Origin of the sequence: Ruegeria sp., assembly GCF_040830605.1 — a bacterium.
In the GTDB taxonomy this organism is placed as follows: domain Bacteria; phylum Pseudomonadota; class Alphaproteobacteria; order Rhodobacterales; family Rhodobacteraceae; genus Ruegeria.
Genome location: NZ_JBFOMD010000008.1, coordinates 443,347 through 459,545, shown reverse-complemented (window position 1 = coordinate 459,545; position 16,199 = coordinate 443,347). Strand labels below are relative to the sequence as shown.

13 protein-coding genes and 1 tRNA gene are annotated in these 16,199 nt (G+C 59.3%); 10 read left to right on the top strand and 4 right to left on the bottom strand.

Going from position 1 to position 16,199, the window contains the following annotated elements:
- Nucleotides 1-93 precede the first annotated feature (93 nt).
- From AB3N21_RS13755 to AB3N21_RS13740, 4 genes are all read left to right on the top strand, one after another.
- Complete coding sequence (locus AB3N21_RS13755; protein ID WP_367935743.1) at nucleotides 94-1,560, top strand: hypothetical protein; 1,467 nt, start codon at nucleotides 94-96, stop codon at nucleotides 1,558-1,560.
- Nucleotides 1,560-1,838 carry a hypothetical protein gene (locus AB3N21_RS13750; RefSeq protein WP_367935742.1) on the top strand — a complete coding sequence of 93 codons (279 nt, stop codon included), beginning with the start codon at nucleotides 1,560-1,562 and terminating at the stop codon, nucleotides 1,836-1,838. The genes AB3N21_RS13755 and AB3N21_RS13750 overlap by 1 nt, the downstream gene beginning before the upstream one ends.
- Nucleotides 1,839-1,969: 131 nt before the next feature.
- A complete protein-coding gene (locus tag AB3N21_RS13745; protein WP_367935741.1) occupies nucleotides 1,970-3,784 on the top strand; it encodes a hypothetical protein in 1,815 nt (604 codons plus the stop codon).
- Between the two features lie 372 nt (nucleotides 3,785-4,156).
- Complete coding sequence (locus AB3N21_RS13740) at nucleotides 4,157-5,593, top strand: trypsin-like peptidase domain-containing protein (RefSeq protein ID WP_367935740.1); 1,437 nt, start codon at nucleotides 4,157-4,159, stop codon at nucleotides 5,591-5,593.
- Between the two features lie 804 nt (nucleotides 5,594-6,397).
- On the opposite strand, the gene AB3N21_RS13735 is transcribed toward AB3N21_RS13740, so the two are convergent.
- The 4 genes from AB3N21_RS13735 to AB3N21_RS13720 form a co-directional block, all read right to left on the bottom strand.
- Nucleotides 6,398-6,474, bottom strand: a tRNA-Arg gene (locus tag AB3N21_RS13735).
- A gap of 63 nt (nucleotides 6,475-6,537) precedes the next feature.
- Nucleotides 6,538-7,923, bottom strand: a complete 1,386-nt coding sequence (locus tag AB3N21_RS13730) for a sensor histidine kinase (RefSeq protein ID WP_367935739.1) — start codon at nucleotides 7,921-7,923, stop codon at nucleotides 6,538-6,540.
- Between the two features lie 15 nt (nucleotides 7,924-7,938).
- The gene (locus AB3N21_RS13725; protein ID WP_367935738.1) at nucleotides 7,939-9,357 is read right to left on the bottom strand and encodes an NAD(P)/FAD-dependent oxidoreductase; all 1,419 of its coding nucleotides are present in this window, start codon (nucleotides 9,355-9,357) and stop codon (nucleotides 7,939-7,941) included.
- 3 nt (nucleotides 9,358-9,360) lie between these two features.
- Complete coding sequence (locus tag AB3N21_RS13720) at nucleotides 9,361-10,092, bottom strand: TVP38/TMEM64 family protein (RefSeq protein ID WP_367935777.1); 732 nt, start codon at nucleotides 10,090-10,092, stop codon at nucleotides 9,361-9,363.
- A 298-nt stretch (nucleotides 10,093-10,390) separates the two neighbouring features.
- On the opposite strand from AB3N21_RS13720, the gene rpmH reads away from it, so the two are divergent.
- From rpmH to AB3N21_RS13690, 6 genes are all read left to right on the top strand, one after another.
- On the top strand, nucleotides 10,391-10,525 hold the full coding sequence (gene rpmH / locus AB3N21_RS13715) for a 50S ribosomal protein L34 (protein ID WP_005980833.1): 135 nt from the start codon (nucleotides 10,391-10,393) through the stop codon (nucleotides 10,523-10,525).
- A gap of 29 nt (nucleotides 10,526-10,554) precedes the next feature.
- Nucleotides 10,555-10,971 (top strand): ribonuclease P protein component, encoded by a 417-nt coding sequence (gene rnpA / locus AB3N21_RS13710; protein WP_367935737.1) that lies wholly within the window; start codon nucleotides 10,555-10,557, stop codon nucleotides 10,969-10,971.
- A gap of 347 nt (nucleotides 10,972-11,318) precedes the next feature.
- Nucleotides 11,319-12,320, top strand: a complete 1,002-nt coding sequence (locus AB3N21_RS13705) for a Gfo/Idh/MocA family protein (protein WP_367935736.1) — start codon at nucleotides 11,319-11,321, stop codon at nucleotides 12,318-12,320.
- Between the two features lies 1 nt (nucleotide 12,321).
- Nucleotides 12,322-13,893, top strand: a complete 1,572-nt coding sequence (locus tag AB3N21_RS13700; protein WP_367935735.1) for an acyl CoA:acetate/3-ketoacid CoA transferase — start codon at nucleotides 12,322-12,324, stop codon at nucleotides 13,891-13,893.
- Complete coding sequence (locus AB3N21_RS13695) at nucleotides 13,890-14,657, top strand: enoyl-CoA hydratase/isomerase family protein (protein ID WP_367935734.1); 768 nt, start codon at nucleotides 13,890-13,892, stop codon at nucleotides 14,655-14,657. Before AB3N21_RS13700 ends, AB3N21_RS13695 begins: the two co-directional genes overlap by 4 nt.
- 4 nt (nucleotides 14,658-14,661) lie before the next feature.
- A complete protein-coding gene (locus tag AB3N21_RS13690; RefSeq protein WP_367935733.1) occupies nucleotides 14,662-16,185 on the top strand; it encodes an aldehyde dehydrogenase family protein in 1,524 nt (507 codons plus the stop codon).
- The last annotated feature ends 14 nt before the right edge of the window (nucleotides 16,186-16,199 follow it).

Below are 16,199 nucleotides of genomic sequence, written 5' to 3'. Positions count from 1 at the left end.
TTCGGGGCCAAACGCATGAGGAATACCTCGCCTCACAGTCCGCATGGATGGATCGCCGGGCAACGCACAACGTAACGGAAAAGGGGCAGTAAAGTGGACGCATCAATCATCTTGCAGGGCCGACAGCCCAATTTCGTGAACGCGATTGCTCAGGGCATGCAGGCTGGGGCAACCGCCAGAGATATTCAGCAGCGAAACGCACTGCGAGACCTCTACCAGACCCAAGGCCCGCAAATCGCGGCAGGCGATCCGAATGCTATCAACGCGCTGGCGCAGTTCGACCCCATGGCTGCAATGAACACCCGGGCGAAGCACGAGACAATGGGCAGACAGCGCAAAGCGTTCCAGATGCAAATCGAGGAACACGCCCGCACCATGTCAGCCGCGCAAGCCTCGGAAACGGCAAAGCGGATTGGGGAGGGCGTCAAGCAGGCCGTTGCGCTCTACAATCAGGGTGACCTTGGGGGCGTCAATCAGATGTTGATTGCCAGCGGCGGCGAGCCCATCCAGTCCTTGGATGAGTTCCCTGACCGCGTGGCGCTTTACGAGAATGCCTTTGAAGTTTTCGAACGGGCGTCACAGTTGAGGGCGCCGACAGAGCCGGTATATCGGACAATCGACGGGCAACTTGTCCAGACGAATGCGGAAGGTGGTCCGGCGGCTGTTCAGATTGAGGGTATGACGCCTAAGCCACCTGAGCCGGTATACCGCGAGGTTGACGGGCAGATTGTGCAAATGAACGCCGAAGGCGGCGCGAGGGCTGTGCCTATCGATGGCCTGCAACCCCCATCCCCCGATTGGCGCGCAGCTACCCCAGAGGAATCCGCAAAATACGGCGCCAAGGCTGGCCAGTTGAATACCGAAACCGGCGAGTTCAAGCGCACCCCGACGGAAAAGGGAATGGTTATCAGTTCTGACGGTCAAGGCGGGTTCACGCTGGTACAGGGCGGCGGGGAACAGGTCACGCAGTTCGGGACCAAGGCGCGCAACATGCTTGATGAGCGCACAATCAATGCCGCAGCCATGCTGAACCGGCTGAGGGACACCAAGGCGCTGCTCAGGCCGGAATATCTACAGATTCCGACCCGGCTCGGGGCAGCATGGGGTCAGGCCATGGATAAGATGGGAAGGGCAACGCCTGAGCAACAATCTCTCGTGGCCAACTTCGCGCAGTTCAAAACCGAAGCCTTCAACAACCTCAACACTTCGCTGAAAGAACTGAGCGGGGCAGCGGTCACGCCGCAGGAGGCAGAACGCCTGCTTGAACAACTGCCCAAGGTCGGAACCGGCGTGCTCGACGGGGACAGCCCGGTGGAGTTCCAAGCCAAGATGGAACAGGCAATCTTGCAACAGAAACGGGCCATCGCCCGGTACAATCTCTGGCAGGCACAGGGGGCCGTGGGCAACCCGTGGGACATGGGTTCGCTGGATCAGGTTGATAAGATGATAAACGCGCGAGGCATACAGATTGAGGAACAGTTGCGGGGCAATGGCATCACGGACCCCCAAGTGCTGAAACAACAGGTCGCGCAGCAGCTTCGCCGGGAGGTCGGGATCTGATGACTGACTATGCAACCATGATATTCGGAGAGACGCCAGAGACCGAAAGCGAGGGTTATGACTACGCCGCCGAGTTGCTGGGCATCGAGGATGATGAAGAACAAACCGAAGTGGCGCAGGGCGGCGTGCCCGAGGGCTTCTTTCTCAACCCGGACACGGGCCAGATGACCTCACGGGAGATGTTGACCGAACACCATCGCCAGACAGGCTCACAGGGCGGCGCTGTGGCGCGTATGGCGCCCCATGGGGCACGCTGGGCCTATCGGACGAAGCGGTAGCGCTCGGGTCGCTGGTAAGGGGCAGAGACGCTGCCAACTTCGCGCTTGAGAATGAGCGGGCCAAGATTGATGCAAACAGGTCCGAGTACCCCATCACTTCTTTCGCATCTGAGGCGGCAGGTGGGATTGCCGTGCCTGCCGCGATACTCGATGACGCTGCCCGCGCGGCAACAACCGGACAAGCCGTCATGAAGGGGGCGAAAGCCGGGGCCATTACGGGCGGTGCCTACGCGACGGCCACCGGGGAGGGCTTCGAGGGTCGATTGACCAACCTCCCCGGTGGCCTGATTGGTGGCACTGTCGGCGGCGCTGCGGCTGCGCCAGCGGTAAAGGTGGTGTCATGGGCAGCCGGAAAGCTCGGCAAGCCCGTCGCCCGACTGTTCGCGGATCGCCGGTACTATACCGAGGAAGGCGGTATTACCCCCGCTGGCCGCGCAGCGCTGGAACAACTCGGATACAGCGCTGACGAAGTGAGCGACGCCTTTGCCAGAGAGTTCTCCAAGGGCGTAGACGAAGGCATTGACCCAACCTTGGCGGCACGTGCGGCGGGCATGGAAGAATTCGGTATCCCGGCCTACAAACACAATGTTACCGGCGATGTGAATGACTTTGCCAACTTCGAGCGCGCCCGGCGCGGTGTGGGCCCTGACGCGGTTGTGAACAAGGCCCAATCTCTGGGCAATGCTCAGGAGATGGCAGCCCGCCGCGCAGTCGATAGTACTGCGACCGAAATGGGCGACGGGATACGTGCAGACCAGCTTGACGCGGCTCAGGCGGTCACAGACAGGTTGCAGCGTGCAGGTGAGGCCGAAAAGGCCGCTGCACAGGCCGCGTACAAGGCCGCAGACGACGCCGGAGTTACCGTCCCCGCCCAAGTCGCCAGAGGCGTTACACAGCGCGTACAGACGCGCTTAGCGGACGAGGAAATAGACCTCACGTCGGATATCTTTCAAGGCGCCCGGGCCTTCATGAAACGCCTTGCCAAGCGCGGGGATGGTGAGGGGGGCGTATCGCTTCGCCTGATTGACACGTTCCGCAAGGATCTGAATGCAACCCTGTCCCGAGCAAGCGGCGAGGATAAGCGCGCCCTGTCGATTATCAAAGGCGAGTATGACCAGTGGGTTGACGATGTGGTTGAGGCCCGATTGTTCGATGGCGATGGCGCCGGGTTCGACGCCCTGAAAAAGGCACGTGGCCTCTGGCAAGCCTATTCCGCAAAATACCGTGGCAAGGACGCCGGGTCCAAGTTCATTCAGGACATGATTTCAGAGGATGCGTCGCCGGATCAGGTCATGCGGTGGATGTTCGGGGCGTCCAAGCTGGGGTCCGGCAGGATGAATGCCAAACTGGCCGTAAAGCTGCGCGACACGCTGGGCAAAGGCTCGGATGAGTGGAACATGGTCCGGCAGGCCGCATTTCGGCAACTGACGCAAAAGCCAGGAACGGAAGTACCGGGGGCATCGGGTCCGATCCCGTGGGGGCCGCAAAAGGTCAGCGAGAACCTGAAATACTTCTTCAACAACCCGCAGACAAAGCCATTGGCCGACGTCCTGTTTACGCCCAAGGAACGGGGTGACTTTATCCGGCTGTCAACGGCTCTGGGGCGCATGGTTCCGCCGCGTGGGGCTGTGAACTACTCAGGCACGGCATATGAGACCGCGAGACAGGCACAGAAGCTATGGGAGGGCGCTCTGACTCTCATCGGGTACAAGGCCGGTGGCCCCGCTGGCGCTGCTGCCGGACATGCCGCAGCCAAGGGAACCGCGAAGGGTGCAGGGTGGCTGAAAGCCCGTCAGATTGGCGAGAAGGTGAGAGGTAAGAAACCGGTTGGCCCTATTGCGGTCGGCGCAATCCCCGGTGCGCAGGCAGGTGTTGCCGCTGGCGAAGTGGCTACCAGCTTATTGTACCCATACCCGCTAGGACCAAACCCCCGCCAGCAAAGGTAACGAGAGCCCCTATCATGATGGCCGTGCTTCCCTCCCCGCGATTCCAGTGGTTCACGGCGCTCTTGGCGAAAAACACAACGAGATATCCTCGGGCAAGGTTTGTGGCGCTGGTGGGTGCCGACACTCCTATGCCCGATGCCCTTCGGAAGATTGCTAGGGGTGCTTGCGAAAAGGCCAAGCGCGGCCAGAACATGTTGCATGACCGATGCAAGGCGCAGTTCTATGGTTCGAAGCAGGACTAGGGTAGGGGACGGGCTAAAGGTATGGCAGCTAAACCCCGATTGGATAAAAGCTAGCCAAACGCCGCAGAATGTAAGACCCTATGGCTAAAGATATTAATCGTGCGCGAAATGTGCGGCTGGTGGGAGCGCCATGGTGATTTGTCGGTTCATTGCCCTATTTTTGGCAATTCTGTGGGTTCATCTGCCGAATAAAACACTCTCGCAGGACTTCGAAACTCTGCTCAGCGACTTTGATGCAGGAGACCTGACTCACCAAGACAAGCGGTTCCTTCAAACCGCTCTCGCATTCGAAGGTTACTACCATGGATTGTTGGATGGGGCGTGGGGTAAAATCAGCAGCCAAGCCCTGAGGAGGTATTCTCAGGCGGAGTTTGGCACTGAGCCCGAAGATTGGCATATGGCAATGCTAGCTTGGTCCCTTATGGACCTAGTTTCCACGGACGGTTGGAATACCAGGTTTTTTCCCGGTTTAGGTATCTCAGTCCTGTGGCCTGAAAAGGCAATCATACGAGACCAGGACAGTGAGCATTTTTTGAACTACAGGCATGCGGGCAGCAGTCTTTCAATTTCAATTGGCGTGCACAACGTTGACACCGCTCAACGCCTGCACGACTTCACCTTGGGAACTCATGAGAAAGCGGGCCAGCCATATCAGGTTAGAAAGTCCAACTTAGCTGTGTCGTCAGCAACGAAGCGAGACGGGTCAACGCTATACACAAGATCCGATTTTGTTGGAGGGGCGTGGTCAACCGTCATGCTTTCAGCAAGTAAGCGAGACGGGGCAATTCTCGGAGCGGTGTCGTCCAGTATCTCACGCGGTCGGGTTCAGCCGATAAGAATTTCCACGGGCGGGAAGTTGGACTATGTCATTCAAGAAGTAATCACTGCAGTCGAGCAGGCAGAAGAAGATCAGGCTAAGACCGCCGCTAATTCGCCAAATGATCAAGGTTCGGAGGCCACGGCCAGTTCAGGAAGTGGTTTCATAGTATCGGTCGCGGGGCATGTCCTAACAAACGCACACGTCATTAACGGTTGCGGCAGCGTATTTGTTGATGGAGCACCAGCGCAAACTATAGATGCCTCGGAAGAATTCGACCTTGCACTGCTGAGAGTTGAACCCGATGCAACAAGAGCAGTCGCGGTATTCTCAGCCAGTTCAGCCAAGCTAAACTCAGACGTAACCGTAGCGGGATACCCCTATGCCGGTTTACTGGGCGGCCTCAATGTCACCAGAGGCTCCGTATCTTCATTGAAGGGTTTGGGAGGTGAAGCTATCACAATGCAGATCACCAATCCGATACAGAGCGGAAACTCTGGCGGCCCTCTTCTAGCGTCTGACGGAGAAGTGGTTGGCGTCGTTGTTTCGAAGCTTGATGCAGTCAAAGTAGCTGGCGCACTCGGTGATATTCCTCAGAACGTGAATTTTGCGATTAGGGGAGAAATCGCACGGCTGTTCCTCTCACAAAATGGCGTTGAGCCTCAATTGAGCTTGGAAAACGAACGATTGGAACCTGAGGACTTGGCAGAGTTAGCCAAAGGTTTCACGACATTTATTGAGTGCCACTAGCCATCACAGGCGCAACCCACGCCCTTCCGACAAGTGTAACTCCGGCTGATACAGCTATCTCCGCAGGCCTTGCCCTTTCGACAAACCTTGCAGCAAGCCGCGTCGTGCACTTTGTCACCGTTACTTCTGGCCACGAAACTCCAGAAGGACTCCGCTGAAACAAGTGTCTGTGCGCCGCTCGGATTGGTTGGGGCCTTCTGAGCAGAGGCAACGGAACAAGACAGGACAAGCGCGATGGCGCTCAATGTGAAATGGGTGTTCACAAACACACTCCGTCAACAATGTGTTAACCTTCGCATAGTCATCAATTGGACGGAACATGTAATGTTAGTGAGCTATTCCAAGGATGGTATCTAATTCTAGGGAATTGGTATGAGTGGCTTCAAAGGTGAATGCGAGAACTGCGGTTGGATAACACGGCGTAGTCTTAAAAACATGAACAAAAAGCCTTGCCCAAAATGCGGCGGGCCTGTGTACGTTCATGAAGAAGACAGGAGTTCGGCAATTTGGAGTATCGTTGTAACAATCGTGATTGTGATAATTTTCGCAGCTATCACGGGGAACTGGTAGATTCTGTAGGCAAGCCCGATTTACCCAGAACCGGGTGCGGATAGACCATCAATCATGCCCAGAAAGACTAGAGCTCTCGCGGCAATTTGCTCAACACTGTGCGAGGCCACAAGCGTCCAAATATTGCTGAGAGGGCAGGGTGGGCATCGAATTTCTAATGTGGGGTAAAATGTTGGGCATACGCTGCCTCACATTTTATTCTCTCTTAAGTTTCAACATCTTAAGGAGGCCAAGTGGCGGACCGAGGAGGATTCGAACCCCCGACCCCTTGATTCGTAGTCAAGTACTCTATCCAGCTGAGCTATCGGTCCACTTGGTGAGGGGCTATTTAGACCCAGCACCGGTGGGGCGCAACCCGAATCTTCAAAATTCTATCAAAAAGTCCCGTCGCCCCGCGGAAGCCTTATTTCAAAGGTGGTTCCCTCGGGTCCCGTGCTTTTCAGGAGTAGTTGTCCGCCGTGCCCTTTGACCAATTCCGAGGAAATCGCCAGTCCCAGGCCGGAGCCGCCTTTGCGCACACCGCCCTGGAATGGCGTAAAGAGATTCTCCTGCGCTTTGGGAGGCAATCCAGGACCCGTGTCGCGGATTTCGATGCGCCAATCCGTCTCGTGTTCGCAGGCATCTACGCTGATCGAGCCGGGTTTGTTCGCCGCAACCAAGGCCTGTCTTGCATTGCGGACGAGGTTCATGATCACCCGGAAAATCTGCTCGGGGTCGGCGCGCACGACCATGTCCTCGGGGACATCATTGACGATTTCGACACAGGCATCGGCGATCGCCAGTTGTTCGCTAGCCACCACATCCGCCGCAACATCGCGCAACCGCACCAAGGTCAGCGTGGGCGCAGGCTCTTCCGCCCGGCCAAACGCCAGTGTGCTTTCGCAGAGGGACACCGCGCGGGTAATGGAATTCACCAGTTTCGGGGCCATACGGCTGACCAGAGGATCTTCGCTGGCTTCGATGCGGTCGGTGAAAAGCTGTGCCGACGTCAGGATGTTACGCAGATCATGGCTCACCTTGGCCACGGCCCCACCCAGTTGCGCGAGCCTTTCGCGTTGCTTCAGCGCCTGCGTGAGCTGCGTCTGAAGCATCTGCAAGGCTTCTTCGGCCTCTCGAAGCTCTGTCACACCCGCTTGCGGCTGGATGATGCCACGCGCGTCCTCAGGTGCTCGGGCATAGCGCTGCATGTAGCCCACAACGCCTTTGATCGGGCGTACCAGGAAGGCGCGCACGGCGAGAAACAGAAAGAACGCGGTGATGATCGAAATGACCAGTGACAGCAGCAGAATTCGCAGCCCGTAGTCGATCATCGCCATGCGCAGCGGGTTGCTGTCCATGGTGACCTCGATCAGCAAGCCTGCATCGCGCACCGGCTCTCCGATCACCCGGATGATCTCGTTTTCGGGTGTGAAGAACCGTTTAAGCGCGTGCCGGATCAGCATCCATGCCGAGGCCATGCGCAGATCGTAGGTATGTGTGACCTGATCCGGGATAGGAGAGGACAGCATCAACTGGCGCACCTCGTCGCGGCGCAGTACCACGTTGTAGACGCCCGCATTCGACAGCAGCTCAGCCTCAAGATCATCGGCGAGCATGTCGTCGGCCAACAGCGCCAGCGAGGCGATCTGTGCGCGTTCCAGCCGGTTCAGAAGGAAATCCTCGCGGAACCGGGCAATGGACGGCACGAAGATCAGCACTTCGGCCAACATCACGAAGACCGTGGTCAGGATCAGAAAGCGGCCTGACAGCGAGTTCAGCATACGCTCCTCTTCCGGTCAGGGAATCCAGCGCTGGACGAACCTGACCACTCGTTTAACCATTTGATTCTCAAACAGCCTGGGCGAGAAATAGGCGCCCGCCACCCGTTTGTTAAGCTCTCCGATCGTCGGATAAGGTGATACCATCGCGGCAATCTGGCTCATCTTCAGGTTATTGGCCAGCGCCAGCGACCACAAGTTGATCAGTTCACCGGCCTGATGGCCGACGATGGTGGCGCCGATGGGTCGGCCCTTGACCACCATCACCTTGATGAAGCCCGTGGTCTTGCGCTCGGCAATGGCGCGGTCGTTGTGGTGGTAGTCGAACCGCGCGATTTCCAGGACGTCGCCATGCCGCTTGCGCGCATCGGCCTCGGTCAGGCCCACCTGCGCCAGTTCGGGATCGGTATAGGTGGCCCAGGGGATATGCGAGGTTTTTGCCTTGGATGGCAGCCCGAACAGGGCAGAGCGGATGATGATGCCGGCGTGATAGCCAGCCACATGGGTGAATTGCAGCCCACCCGCGACGTCGCCAATGGCGTAGATGCGGCGGTTGGTGGTGCGGAGGGACTCGTCCACCTTGATACCCGCCCGCGTGGTCTCGATGCCCGCCGCTTCGAGGTTCAAGCGGTCGATATTGGCCTTGCGGCCTACCGCCATCAGCAGGTGGGTGCCGGTGAAGGTCCGGCCATCCTGTGTCTCGACCTCGATTGCCCCGGCCTGTCCGCCGATGCGCGACACCATTGCGTCCTCGGCGATCTCAACCCCTTCGGCGCGGAGCCCATCCAGCACCACCGCAGCGGCCTCGGGATCGTCCTTGCTCAGCGCCTTCAGCCCCTCGATCACGGTGACCTTGCAGCCCAGACGTACGTGTGCCTGTGCCATCTCCATCCCGATGGGACCACCGCCGATAATCAGCAGATGTTCCGGTTTGTACCGCAGGTCGAATATGGTTTCGTTCGTTTCGTACGGAATCTGATCCAGCCCCGGAATGGGCGGAACCAGCGGAGAGGAGCCGGTGGCGATCACCACCCGGCGGGCCGAGATCACATGCTCACCCGCCTGCACCTCGGTCGGCGACACGAAAGTACCGTATTCGCGGATGACCCGGACACCGAAGCCCTCGAACCGCTCCTGACTGTCCATCGGTTCGATCTGTGCGATCACCTGATGCACGTGATCCTTGGCTGCCGCGTAGTCAATTTGCGGTGCGACATCCGCCACGCCGAACGGCGCGGCATGGGCCTGTCCATGGGCCGCCTTGCCACTGGCGATCAGCGCCTTGGAGGGCACGCAGCCGAAGTTCAGGCAGTCGCCGCCCATCTTGTGGCCTTCCAGCAGGGTTACATCGGCCCCCATCTGGCTGGCGCCCGCAGCAACAGATAGGCCGCCGGACCCGGCCCCGATGACCAGGATGTCGGTCTTGATCTTTTGCATGGGTCAGACCTCTTTGCGGCCGCGCACGGCCTTGATGACGATGGGCAGTGCCGCCAGTACGCAGAGGCCGATGATGGGTCCGATCACGAACGGCTCCCACAACAGCGAGACGTCGGGGGTCTCGCCCCGGTCGAACACACCACCCAGACCGACGCCGATCCAGGTGTAGACGATGGCACCGGGGATGATGCCCAGCGCCGTGGTCAGCAGAAAGTTGCGGAACTTTACCCCCACCAGCGCGGGTACCAGATTGGCGACGAAGAACGGCACCACGGGCACCAGCCGCAGCAGGAACAACACGGAAATCTCGTTTTCGCGCAACCCGTCCTTGAGCTTTTTGACCGTGCCTTCCGAGGCCTCAAGCCGCGCGGTCAGCGCCTGTCCCAGCCCCCAGCGTGCCGCCAGAAAGATCGTCGATGCGCCGATGGTGGCCGCGGTGACGTTGAACGCGGTGCCCGCGAACAGCCCGAACAGGAACCCGCCGGTCATCGACGCCACCGCCGCTCCGGGCAGAGAAAAGGCAACGATCACGATGTAGAGCGCGACGAACGCCCCCGCCATCGCCCAGTAATTGGCATCGCGCCAGGCCAGCAGGGCCTCGCGGTTATCGCGCAGGGTCTCAAAGCTCAGGTAATCACGCAGGGTGAAATAGCCGATCATCGCAACGGCGAGGATCACCATCAAGGGAATATGGCGCGCCAAACCGCGCCGGGGCATATGTGTCGTGTCGCTCATCGGCTTGTTCTGTGTATTTCGGGTCATCTTGTCCCCCAACATGCGCCGGGGTACGCCCAAGCAACAGGGACCTCACGGCGCCTTGAAGTCTGGCCGGAAAAATGTGAGCCATTTCGGTGACAAGGCGGGATTCTGTAACCTTTGTCCCGGGTTGGGGTGTATTTTGTTGCAAAACCACCCTGAAACCTTGTTTGAGGGGTTTGACTTACCCCGCACTTGCCAGTAGAGGACGGGCTTCGAACACACGGGCAGGCGAATCCGCGCCGCACCCCGACCGCCAAAGATTGGAGACGGAGCGATGAAACGCACCTATCAGCCTTCGAACCTGGTTCGCAAACGCCGCCACGGTTTCCGCGCGCGCATGGCCACCAAGGCCGGCCGCAAGATCCTGAACGCCCGCCGCGCCCGCGGCCGCAAGTCGCTGAGCGCGTAAACCGCCTCACCGACCCAGGTCTGACGAACATGACGCCGCCGGAGGCCCCTGAGGATGGTACCAACCAGCCCGGGGAAACGCCCCCGGCGGCGTCCGTTTGCGCGCCTGTCTCTCTGACGGTGCTGCAAAAGCGTGCGGATTTTCTGAAAGCCACGCGGGCCCGACGTCAGGGAACGGCCTCGATGATGGTACAGGCCCGCAAGCGTGCGCCCGCCGAGGCTGAGGGTATCCGTGTCGGCTTCACCTGTTCCAAGAAGGTTGGCAACGCGGTGGCCCGCAACCGTGCCAAACGCCGCTTGCGTGAGGCCGCCCGGGCGGTTCTGCCCCAACAGGGACGTGATGGCTGGGATTATGTGCTGATAGGCAGAAAGGCCGAGACAGCCGAGCGGCCGTTTCCCTTGCTGCTTAAGGACCTTGAGGGCGCTTTGCGTAAGCTCCATAGGTGAGGCGTTGGGATGTCGGCTGGGAAAGCCGAGGCAATAAAAGCATCAAACCGGTTGCATTGACGGCAATGGTCAATGATGCGCAGGGCTGCGCTCTGAGCTTCGAAACCGTTGTTCCCTCAATAACTAATTCGATCGACACGCTGCGAGTGTAGGCGGCCTGACGCAAAGCTCTTTGCCCAGTGCCATCACAGTATCAGGCCCAAGGTGGCAAGAGCGTAGCCGGCAATCGCCTAGTCCGCTGAAAGCCCTTCAGTTTCGAGTCCCAAATCTGCGCTCACGGATTTTCTCTTGCACAATTTGGAACGATCCAGTAATCGTTTGGAACGATCTAAATTTGAGGGCGACTCATGAGATGGGTTTTTGTTGGTGCCAGCACCATCGCAGCACAATACATGATTGGCGCAGTCAGGTCGCAGGCGGGACACGATGTCTCCTGGATAGTCAGTGGATCTGAGGGGCGTGTCGGAGAATGGGCAAAATCCCATGAGATTCCTAACGTAACGACAGATTTGGCCAAAGCTCTGACAGATAACGACGCATCAGCCGTTTATATCTCTTCCACCAATGAAAAACACCATGCGCAGGCAATGGCCGCGATCGAGGCGGGCAAACACGTCCTGTGTGAAAAACCTCTGGCGATGAGCCTCAGCGACGCTATCGAAATGACCGGCGCCGCTCGCAATGCAGGCGTTGTTTTCGCCACCAATCACCATCTGCGGTGCTCGGGGTCGCATCGCAAGATACGTGAACTGATTGCTCAAGGTCGGATCGGTCAGGTCCTGTCGTTGAGGATTTTTCACGCCGTTCACCTTCCGCAGCATTTACAGGGATGGCGGATCAACGATGCCTCTGCTGGCGGCGGCGTGATCCCGGACATCACGGTTCACGATGCCGACGTCGCCCGCTTTCTGTTGGGGGAGGATCCGGTGGACGTCGTTGCGCAGATGACGGCGTCGGGCATGGGGGATGGCGTCGAAGACTCCGCGATGTCGGTTTGGATGATGCCGTCGGGCGCCATGGTCATGTCGCATGAGAGCTTCACCCATCCGTTTGCGGGCAGCGGGCTGGAAGTGCATGGCAGCGAAGGTTCGATCTTCGCGCGCGGTGTCATGACGCAGGAACCCGTCGGGGAAATCGAGATTGTGACCGCCGAGGGACGCGAACATATCTCGTACTCCTCGCACTCATTGTACGAGCAGGGGGTTGCAGATTTCGTCGGTGCAATCGCGGGGCAAGGCCGACCCGCCGCCGATGGAATTGATGGGATCAAGTCGCTGGCCGTCGCGCATGCCGTCCGGGAAGCCGCCCAATCCGGAACGCGTGTGACAATCGACTACGGGGGCTTTTAGCATGAGCAAAGTCGTCTCTGCTGCCGATGCCGCCGCGCGAATTCCCGATGATGCAGTTCTGACCGTCTCGTCATCCTCATCCCTGGGGTGCCCAGATCTTGTGCTCAGAGCCATTGGTGAACGTTTCGATGCAGAGGCGCATCCGCGCAACATCACATCGCTGCACCCCATCGCGGCCGGTGACATGTATGGCGTCAAGGGGATGGATCACCTTGCCAAGGACGGTCTTCTGACCCGGGTTCTGGCCGGGTCCTATCCCTCGGGCCCGTCCAGTTTTGAGATGCCCGAGATTTGGAAGATGATCGTTGAGGATCGGGTCGCCGCATACAATGTGCCGTCGGGCATCCTGTTTGATATGCACCGAGAGGCTGCGGCGCGGCGCCCGGGCGTGCTTACCAAGATCGGGCTCGAGACCTTCGTTGATCCCATCCGCGAAGGCTGCGCGATGAACGATCAGGGCGCGGCGGCGCCTATTGTGTCTCGTGTCGAGTTTGCGGGCGATACCTGGCTTCATTTTCCGAACGTGGTGCCAAATGTCTGCATCCTGCGGGCAACCACCGCAGATGAACGCGGGAATCTGACCTATGAGCATGAAGGGGCCTATTTGGGCGGCCTGGAGCAGGCGATTTGCGTGCGCAATCACGGTGGTCTGGTTATCGCTCAGGTCGAACGGGTAACTGCTGCGGGTAGCTTACGCCCCCATGACGTGCGTGTGCCGGGCCATCTCGTTGATCTGGTCGTGGTTGACCCCGACCAGAAGCAAACCTGTGAAACTCCTTACGATCCGGCGATCTCGGGGCAGGTCATGCGGCCCTGGGACAGCTTTGCCCTCACTGAGCACAGCGTTGAAAAGGTGATTGCCCGCCGGGCCGCACAAGAATTACGGGTCGGTATGACCGCCAATCTTGGCTTTGGCATAAGTGCCATGGTGCCGCGCATCCTTCTGGAGGAGGGGCATCCCGAAGCGGTGACATGGGCCATCGAACAGGGTGCCGTTGGCGGAGTGCCTCTGACCGGTTTCGCCTTTGGCTGCGCGTCCAACGCCGATGCGTTTGTCCCTTCGCCGCAGCAATTCATCTATTTCCAAGGCGCAGGTTTCGACATGTCGTTTCTGTCGTTCCTCGAGGTCGACGTGGAGGGCAACGTAAATGTCTCAAAACTTGGCAAGAAACCGTATCTCACCGCAGGCTGTGGCGGGTTTGTCGACATCACTGCGCAGGCCCGCCACATCGTCTTTTCGGGCCTGTTCGAGGCCGGGGCCCGGATTGATCTCAGCGATGACGGTGTAAAGGTGCTTGAGCGCGGCCGTTTTACCAAAATGGTTGAGACGGTCGAGCATGTGACCTTCGCGGGTCGGCGTGCCCGCGCGCAGGGCCAGAACGTTTTGTACGTGACGGAACGATGCGTGATCCGCTTGACCGAGAATGGGCTGGTTGCGACCGAGATCATGCCCGGCATCGATGCGCAGGCCGACATCGTCGCCGCCTCGGACGGGCGGGTGACCATAGCCGAAAACGCGACGCTCATGCCTAAGACCCTTCTTTCAGAAGGGCCCATGAGGCTTGCACTATGAGTGATGTGACCCTGCAAGTCGAAGCGGGCGTTGCCGTCCTGACGCTGGACAACCCGTCCAAGCTCAATGCGTTGACGATGGGGATGCTCGACACGCTCGGCAATCATCTCGACGCGCTCGAAACACGCACGGATGTTCGTGGCGTGATTCTGACGGGCGCTGGTGCAAAGGCGTTTTGCTGTGGTGCTGACATTGCGGAATGGGGCTCGCTCTCGCCTTCCGAGTTTGCGCGGCACTGGGTGCGCCGGGGCCACCGGGTGTTTGATCGTTTGGCGCGCCTGCATCTGCCGACGATTGCAGCACTGAACGGCCATGCGTTCGGGGGCGGGCTTGAGCTGGCCAGCGCATGCGATATCCGGGTCATGGCGCCCACGGCCACTCTCGCCTTGCCCGAGGCGCGCGTCGGAATAGTGCCGGGTTGGTCGGGCACGCAACGCCTGTTGCGGCTGTTGCCGGAACCGGTGGTCAAAGAGATGGCGCTTTTGGGCCGCCGCATTTCGGCAGATCGCGCTGCCGCGTTCGGCTATGTCGCCGAAATTGCCGACGATGCCTTGTCTTCGGCCAAGGACATCGCCGCACAGCTTTCCGGTCTGTCGCCGCGCGCCACCGAAGTCTCCAAGTCGATGATTCATGCGTCTCAGGGTGAAGACCGCGCCGCCATGGTCGAAGCGCTGGGAGGCGCGGCTATCGCTGCAAGTGAGGATCGGGCCGAAGGCGTCGTAGCTTTTCTGAACAAACGGTCCGCAGAGTTTTCCGGAAAATGACGACATGAAGCAACTGACGATCAATCCATCGATGACGGCCGATTTGCCGGACGTGTTTGAGGGCCGTCATTTCATAGACGGGAAATGGCGGGATGGGCGAGAGACGTTCGAACGCGTATCGCCGTCTCATGGTGTGGTGGTCAGCCGCTCGGCAAAAGGCGGTGTGGCCGAAACCGAGGCGGCTATCGAGGCGGCCCGCCGTGCTTTCGATTCCGGCGTCTGGAGCCGCGCGTCAGGGAAGGATCGTGCAACCATCCTGCTCAAGGTTGCTGAACTCATTGAGGCCGATGTGGACCGTATCGCGCTCCAGGAAACTCTGGAAAGCGGCAAGCCTATCACGCAGGCGCGCGGTGAGGTGTCCGGGGCCGCCGACTTGTGGCGCTACGCGGCGTCGCTTGCCCGCAGCACTCATGGCGACAGTCACAACACGCTTGGCGACGACATGTTGGGAGTGGTGCTGAAAGAGCCGATTGGCGTGGTGTCGATCATAACCCCGTGGAATTTCCCATTTTGGATTCTCAGCCAGAAACTGCCTTTTGCACTGGCCGCGGGCTGCACCGTTGTGGTCAAACCATCCGAAGTGACGCCATCATCGACCGTGATGATGGGCGAGTTGCTGGAACAAGCGGGCCTCCCTGCGGGGGTATGCAACATCGTCCTGGGTTTTGGTGATCCCGTGGGCAGCCTGATGTCGACGCATGATGCGGTTGATATGGTGACCTTCACGGGCTCCACCGCTGTGGGAAAAGCGATCACCAAAGCCTCTGCCGGTACATTGAAAAAGGTCGCGCTGGAGTTGGGGGGCAAGAACGCGCAGGTGATCTTTCCCGATGCAAATCTCGACGATGCCGCGGATGCCGTGGTGTTTGGCGCTTATTTCAACGTTGGCCAGTGCTGTAATTCATCGAGCCGCCTCATCGTTCACGCAGACATTGCCCAAGACTTTATTGCCCGTGTTGTGGCATTGTCGCGTGATGTGGTCTTTGGAGATCCTTTGAACCCGGACACGCAAGTCGGTGCGATCGTGACGCCGGAACATAACTCAAAGATCGATGGCGATGTTCGGGACGCGGTGGCCGCCGGGGCAAAGATCGAACTGGGAGGGGGATATCTCGACGTGCCCGGGCTGGGTCGGCAGTTTTATCAACCGACTGTGGTCAGCGGTGTGACGCCCGACATGGAGATTGCGGGCCACGAGGTCTTTGGACCGGTGCTCAGCATTCTTGAGTTCAACACCCTTGACGAGGCGGTAACGCTAACAAATGGTACGAGTTATGGTCTGTCTGCTGGGGTCTGGAGCGAGAATGTTCATACTTGCCTTGCGTTTGCGCGCCGGGCCGAAGCGGGAACAGTGTGGACCAATACATGGATGGACGGGTTTCCGGAACTGGCCTTTGGCGGCGTAAAGCAATCCGGCCAGGGACGAGAAATAGGGCGATATGGGTTTGATGAATTCCTGGAGATAAAATCGGTGGTGATGCGCGTCGGGCGCACACGCCCCTCATGGGTAAGATCGCGCGTGGCATGACGTGCGGGACAAGT

Coding starts and splice junctions, on each gene's coding strand:
- AB3N21_RS13750 (WP_367935742.1), top strand. CDS start 1,560: ATGACTGACTATGCAACCATGATATTCGGAGAGACGCCAGAGACCGAA.
- AB3N21_RS13740 (WP_367935740.1), top strand. CDS start 4,157: ATGGTGATTTGTCGGTTCATTGCCCTATTTTTGGCAATTCTGTGGGTT.
- AB3N21_RS13730 (WP_367935739.1), bottom strand. CDS start 7,923: ATGCTGAACTCGCTGTCAGGCCGCTTTCTGATCCTGACCACGGTCTTC.
- AB3N21_RS13725 (WP_367935738.1), bottom strand. CDS start 9,357: ATGCAAAAGATCAAGACCGACATCCTGGTCATCGGGGCCGGGTCCGGC.
- AB3N21_RS13720 (WP_367935777.1), bottom strand. CDS start 10,092: ATGAGCGACACGACACATATGCCCCGGCGCGGTTTGGCGCGCCATATT.
- rpmH (WP_005980833.1), top strand. CDS start 10,391: ATGAAACGCACCTATCAGCCTTCGAACCTGGTTCGCAAACGCCGCCAC.
- rnpA (WP_367935737.1), top strand. CDS start 10,555: ATGACGCCGCCGGAGGCCCCTGAGGATGGTACCAACCAGCCCGGGGAA.
- AB3N21_RS13705 (WP_367935736.1), top strand. CDS start 11,319: ATGAGATGGGTTTTTGTTGGTGCCAGCACCATCGCAGCACAATACATG.
- AB3N21_RS13700 (WP_367935735.1), top strand. CDS start 12,322: ATGAGCAAAGTCGTCTCTGCTGCCGATGCCGCCGCGCGAATTCCCGAT.
- AB3N21_RS13695 (WP_367935734.1), top strand. CDS start 13,890: ATGAGTGATGTGACCCTGCAAGTCGAAGCGGGCGTTGCCGTCCTGACG.
- AB3N21_RS13690 (WP_367935733.1), top strand. CDS start 14,662: ATGAAGCAACTGACGATCAATCCATCGATGACGGCCGATTTGCCGGAC.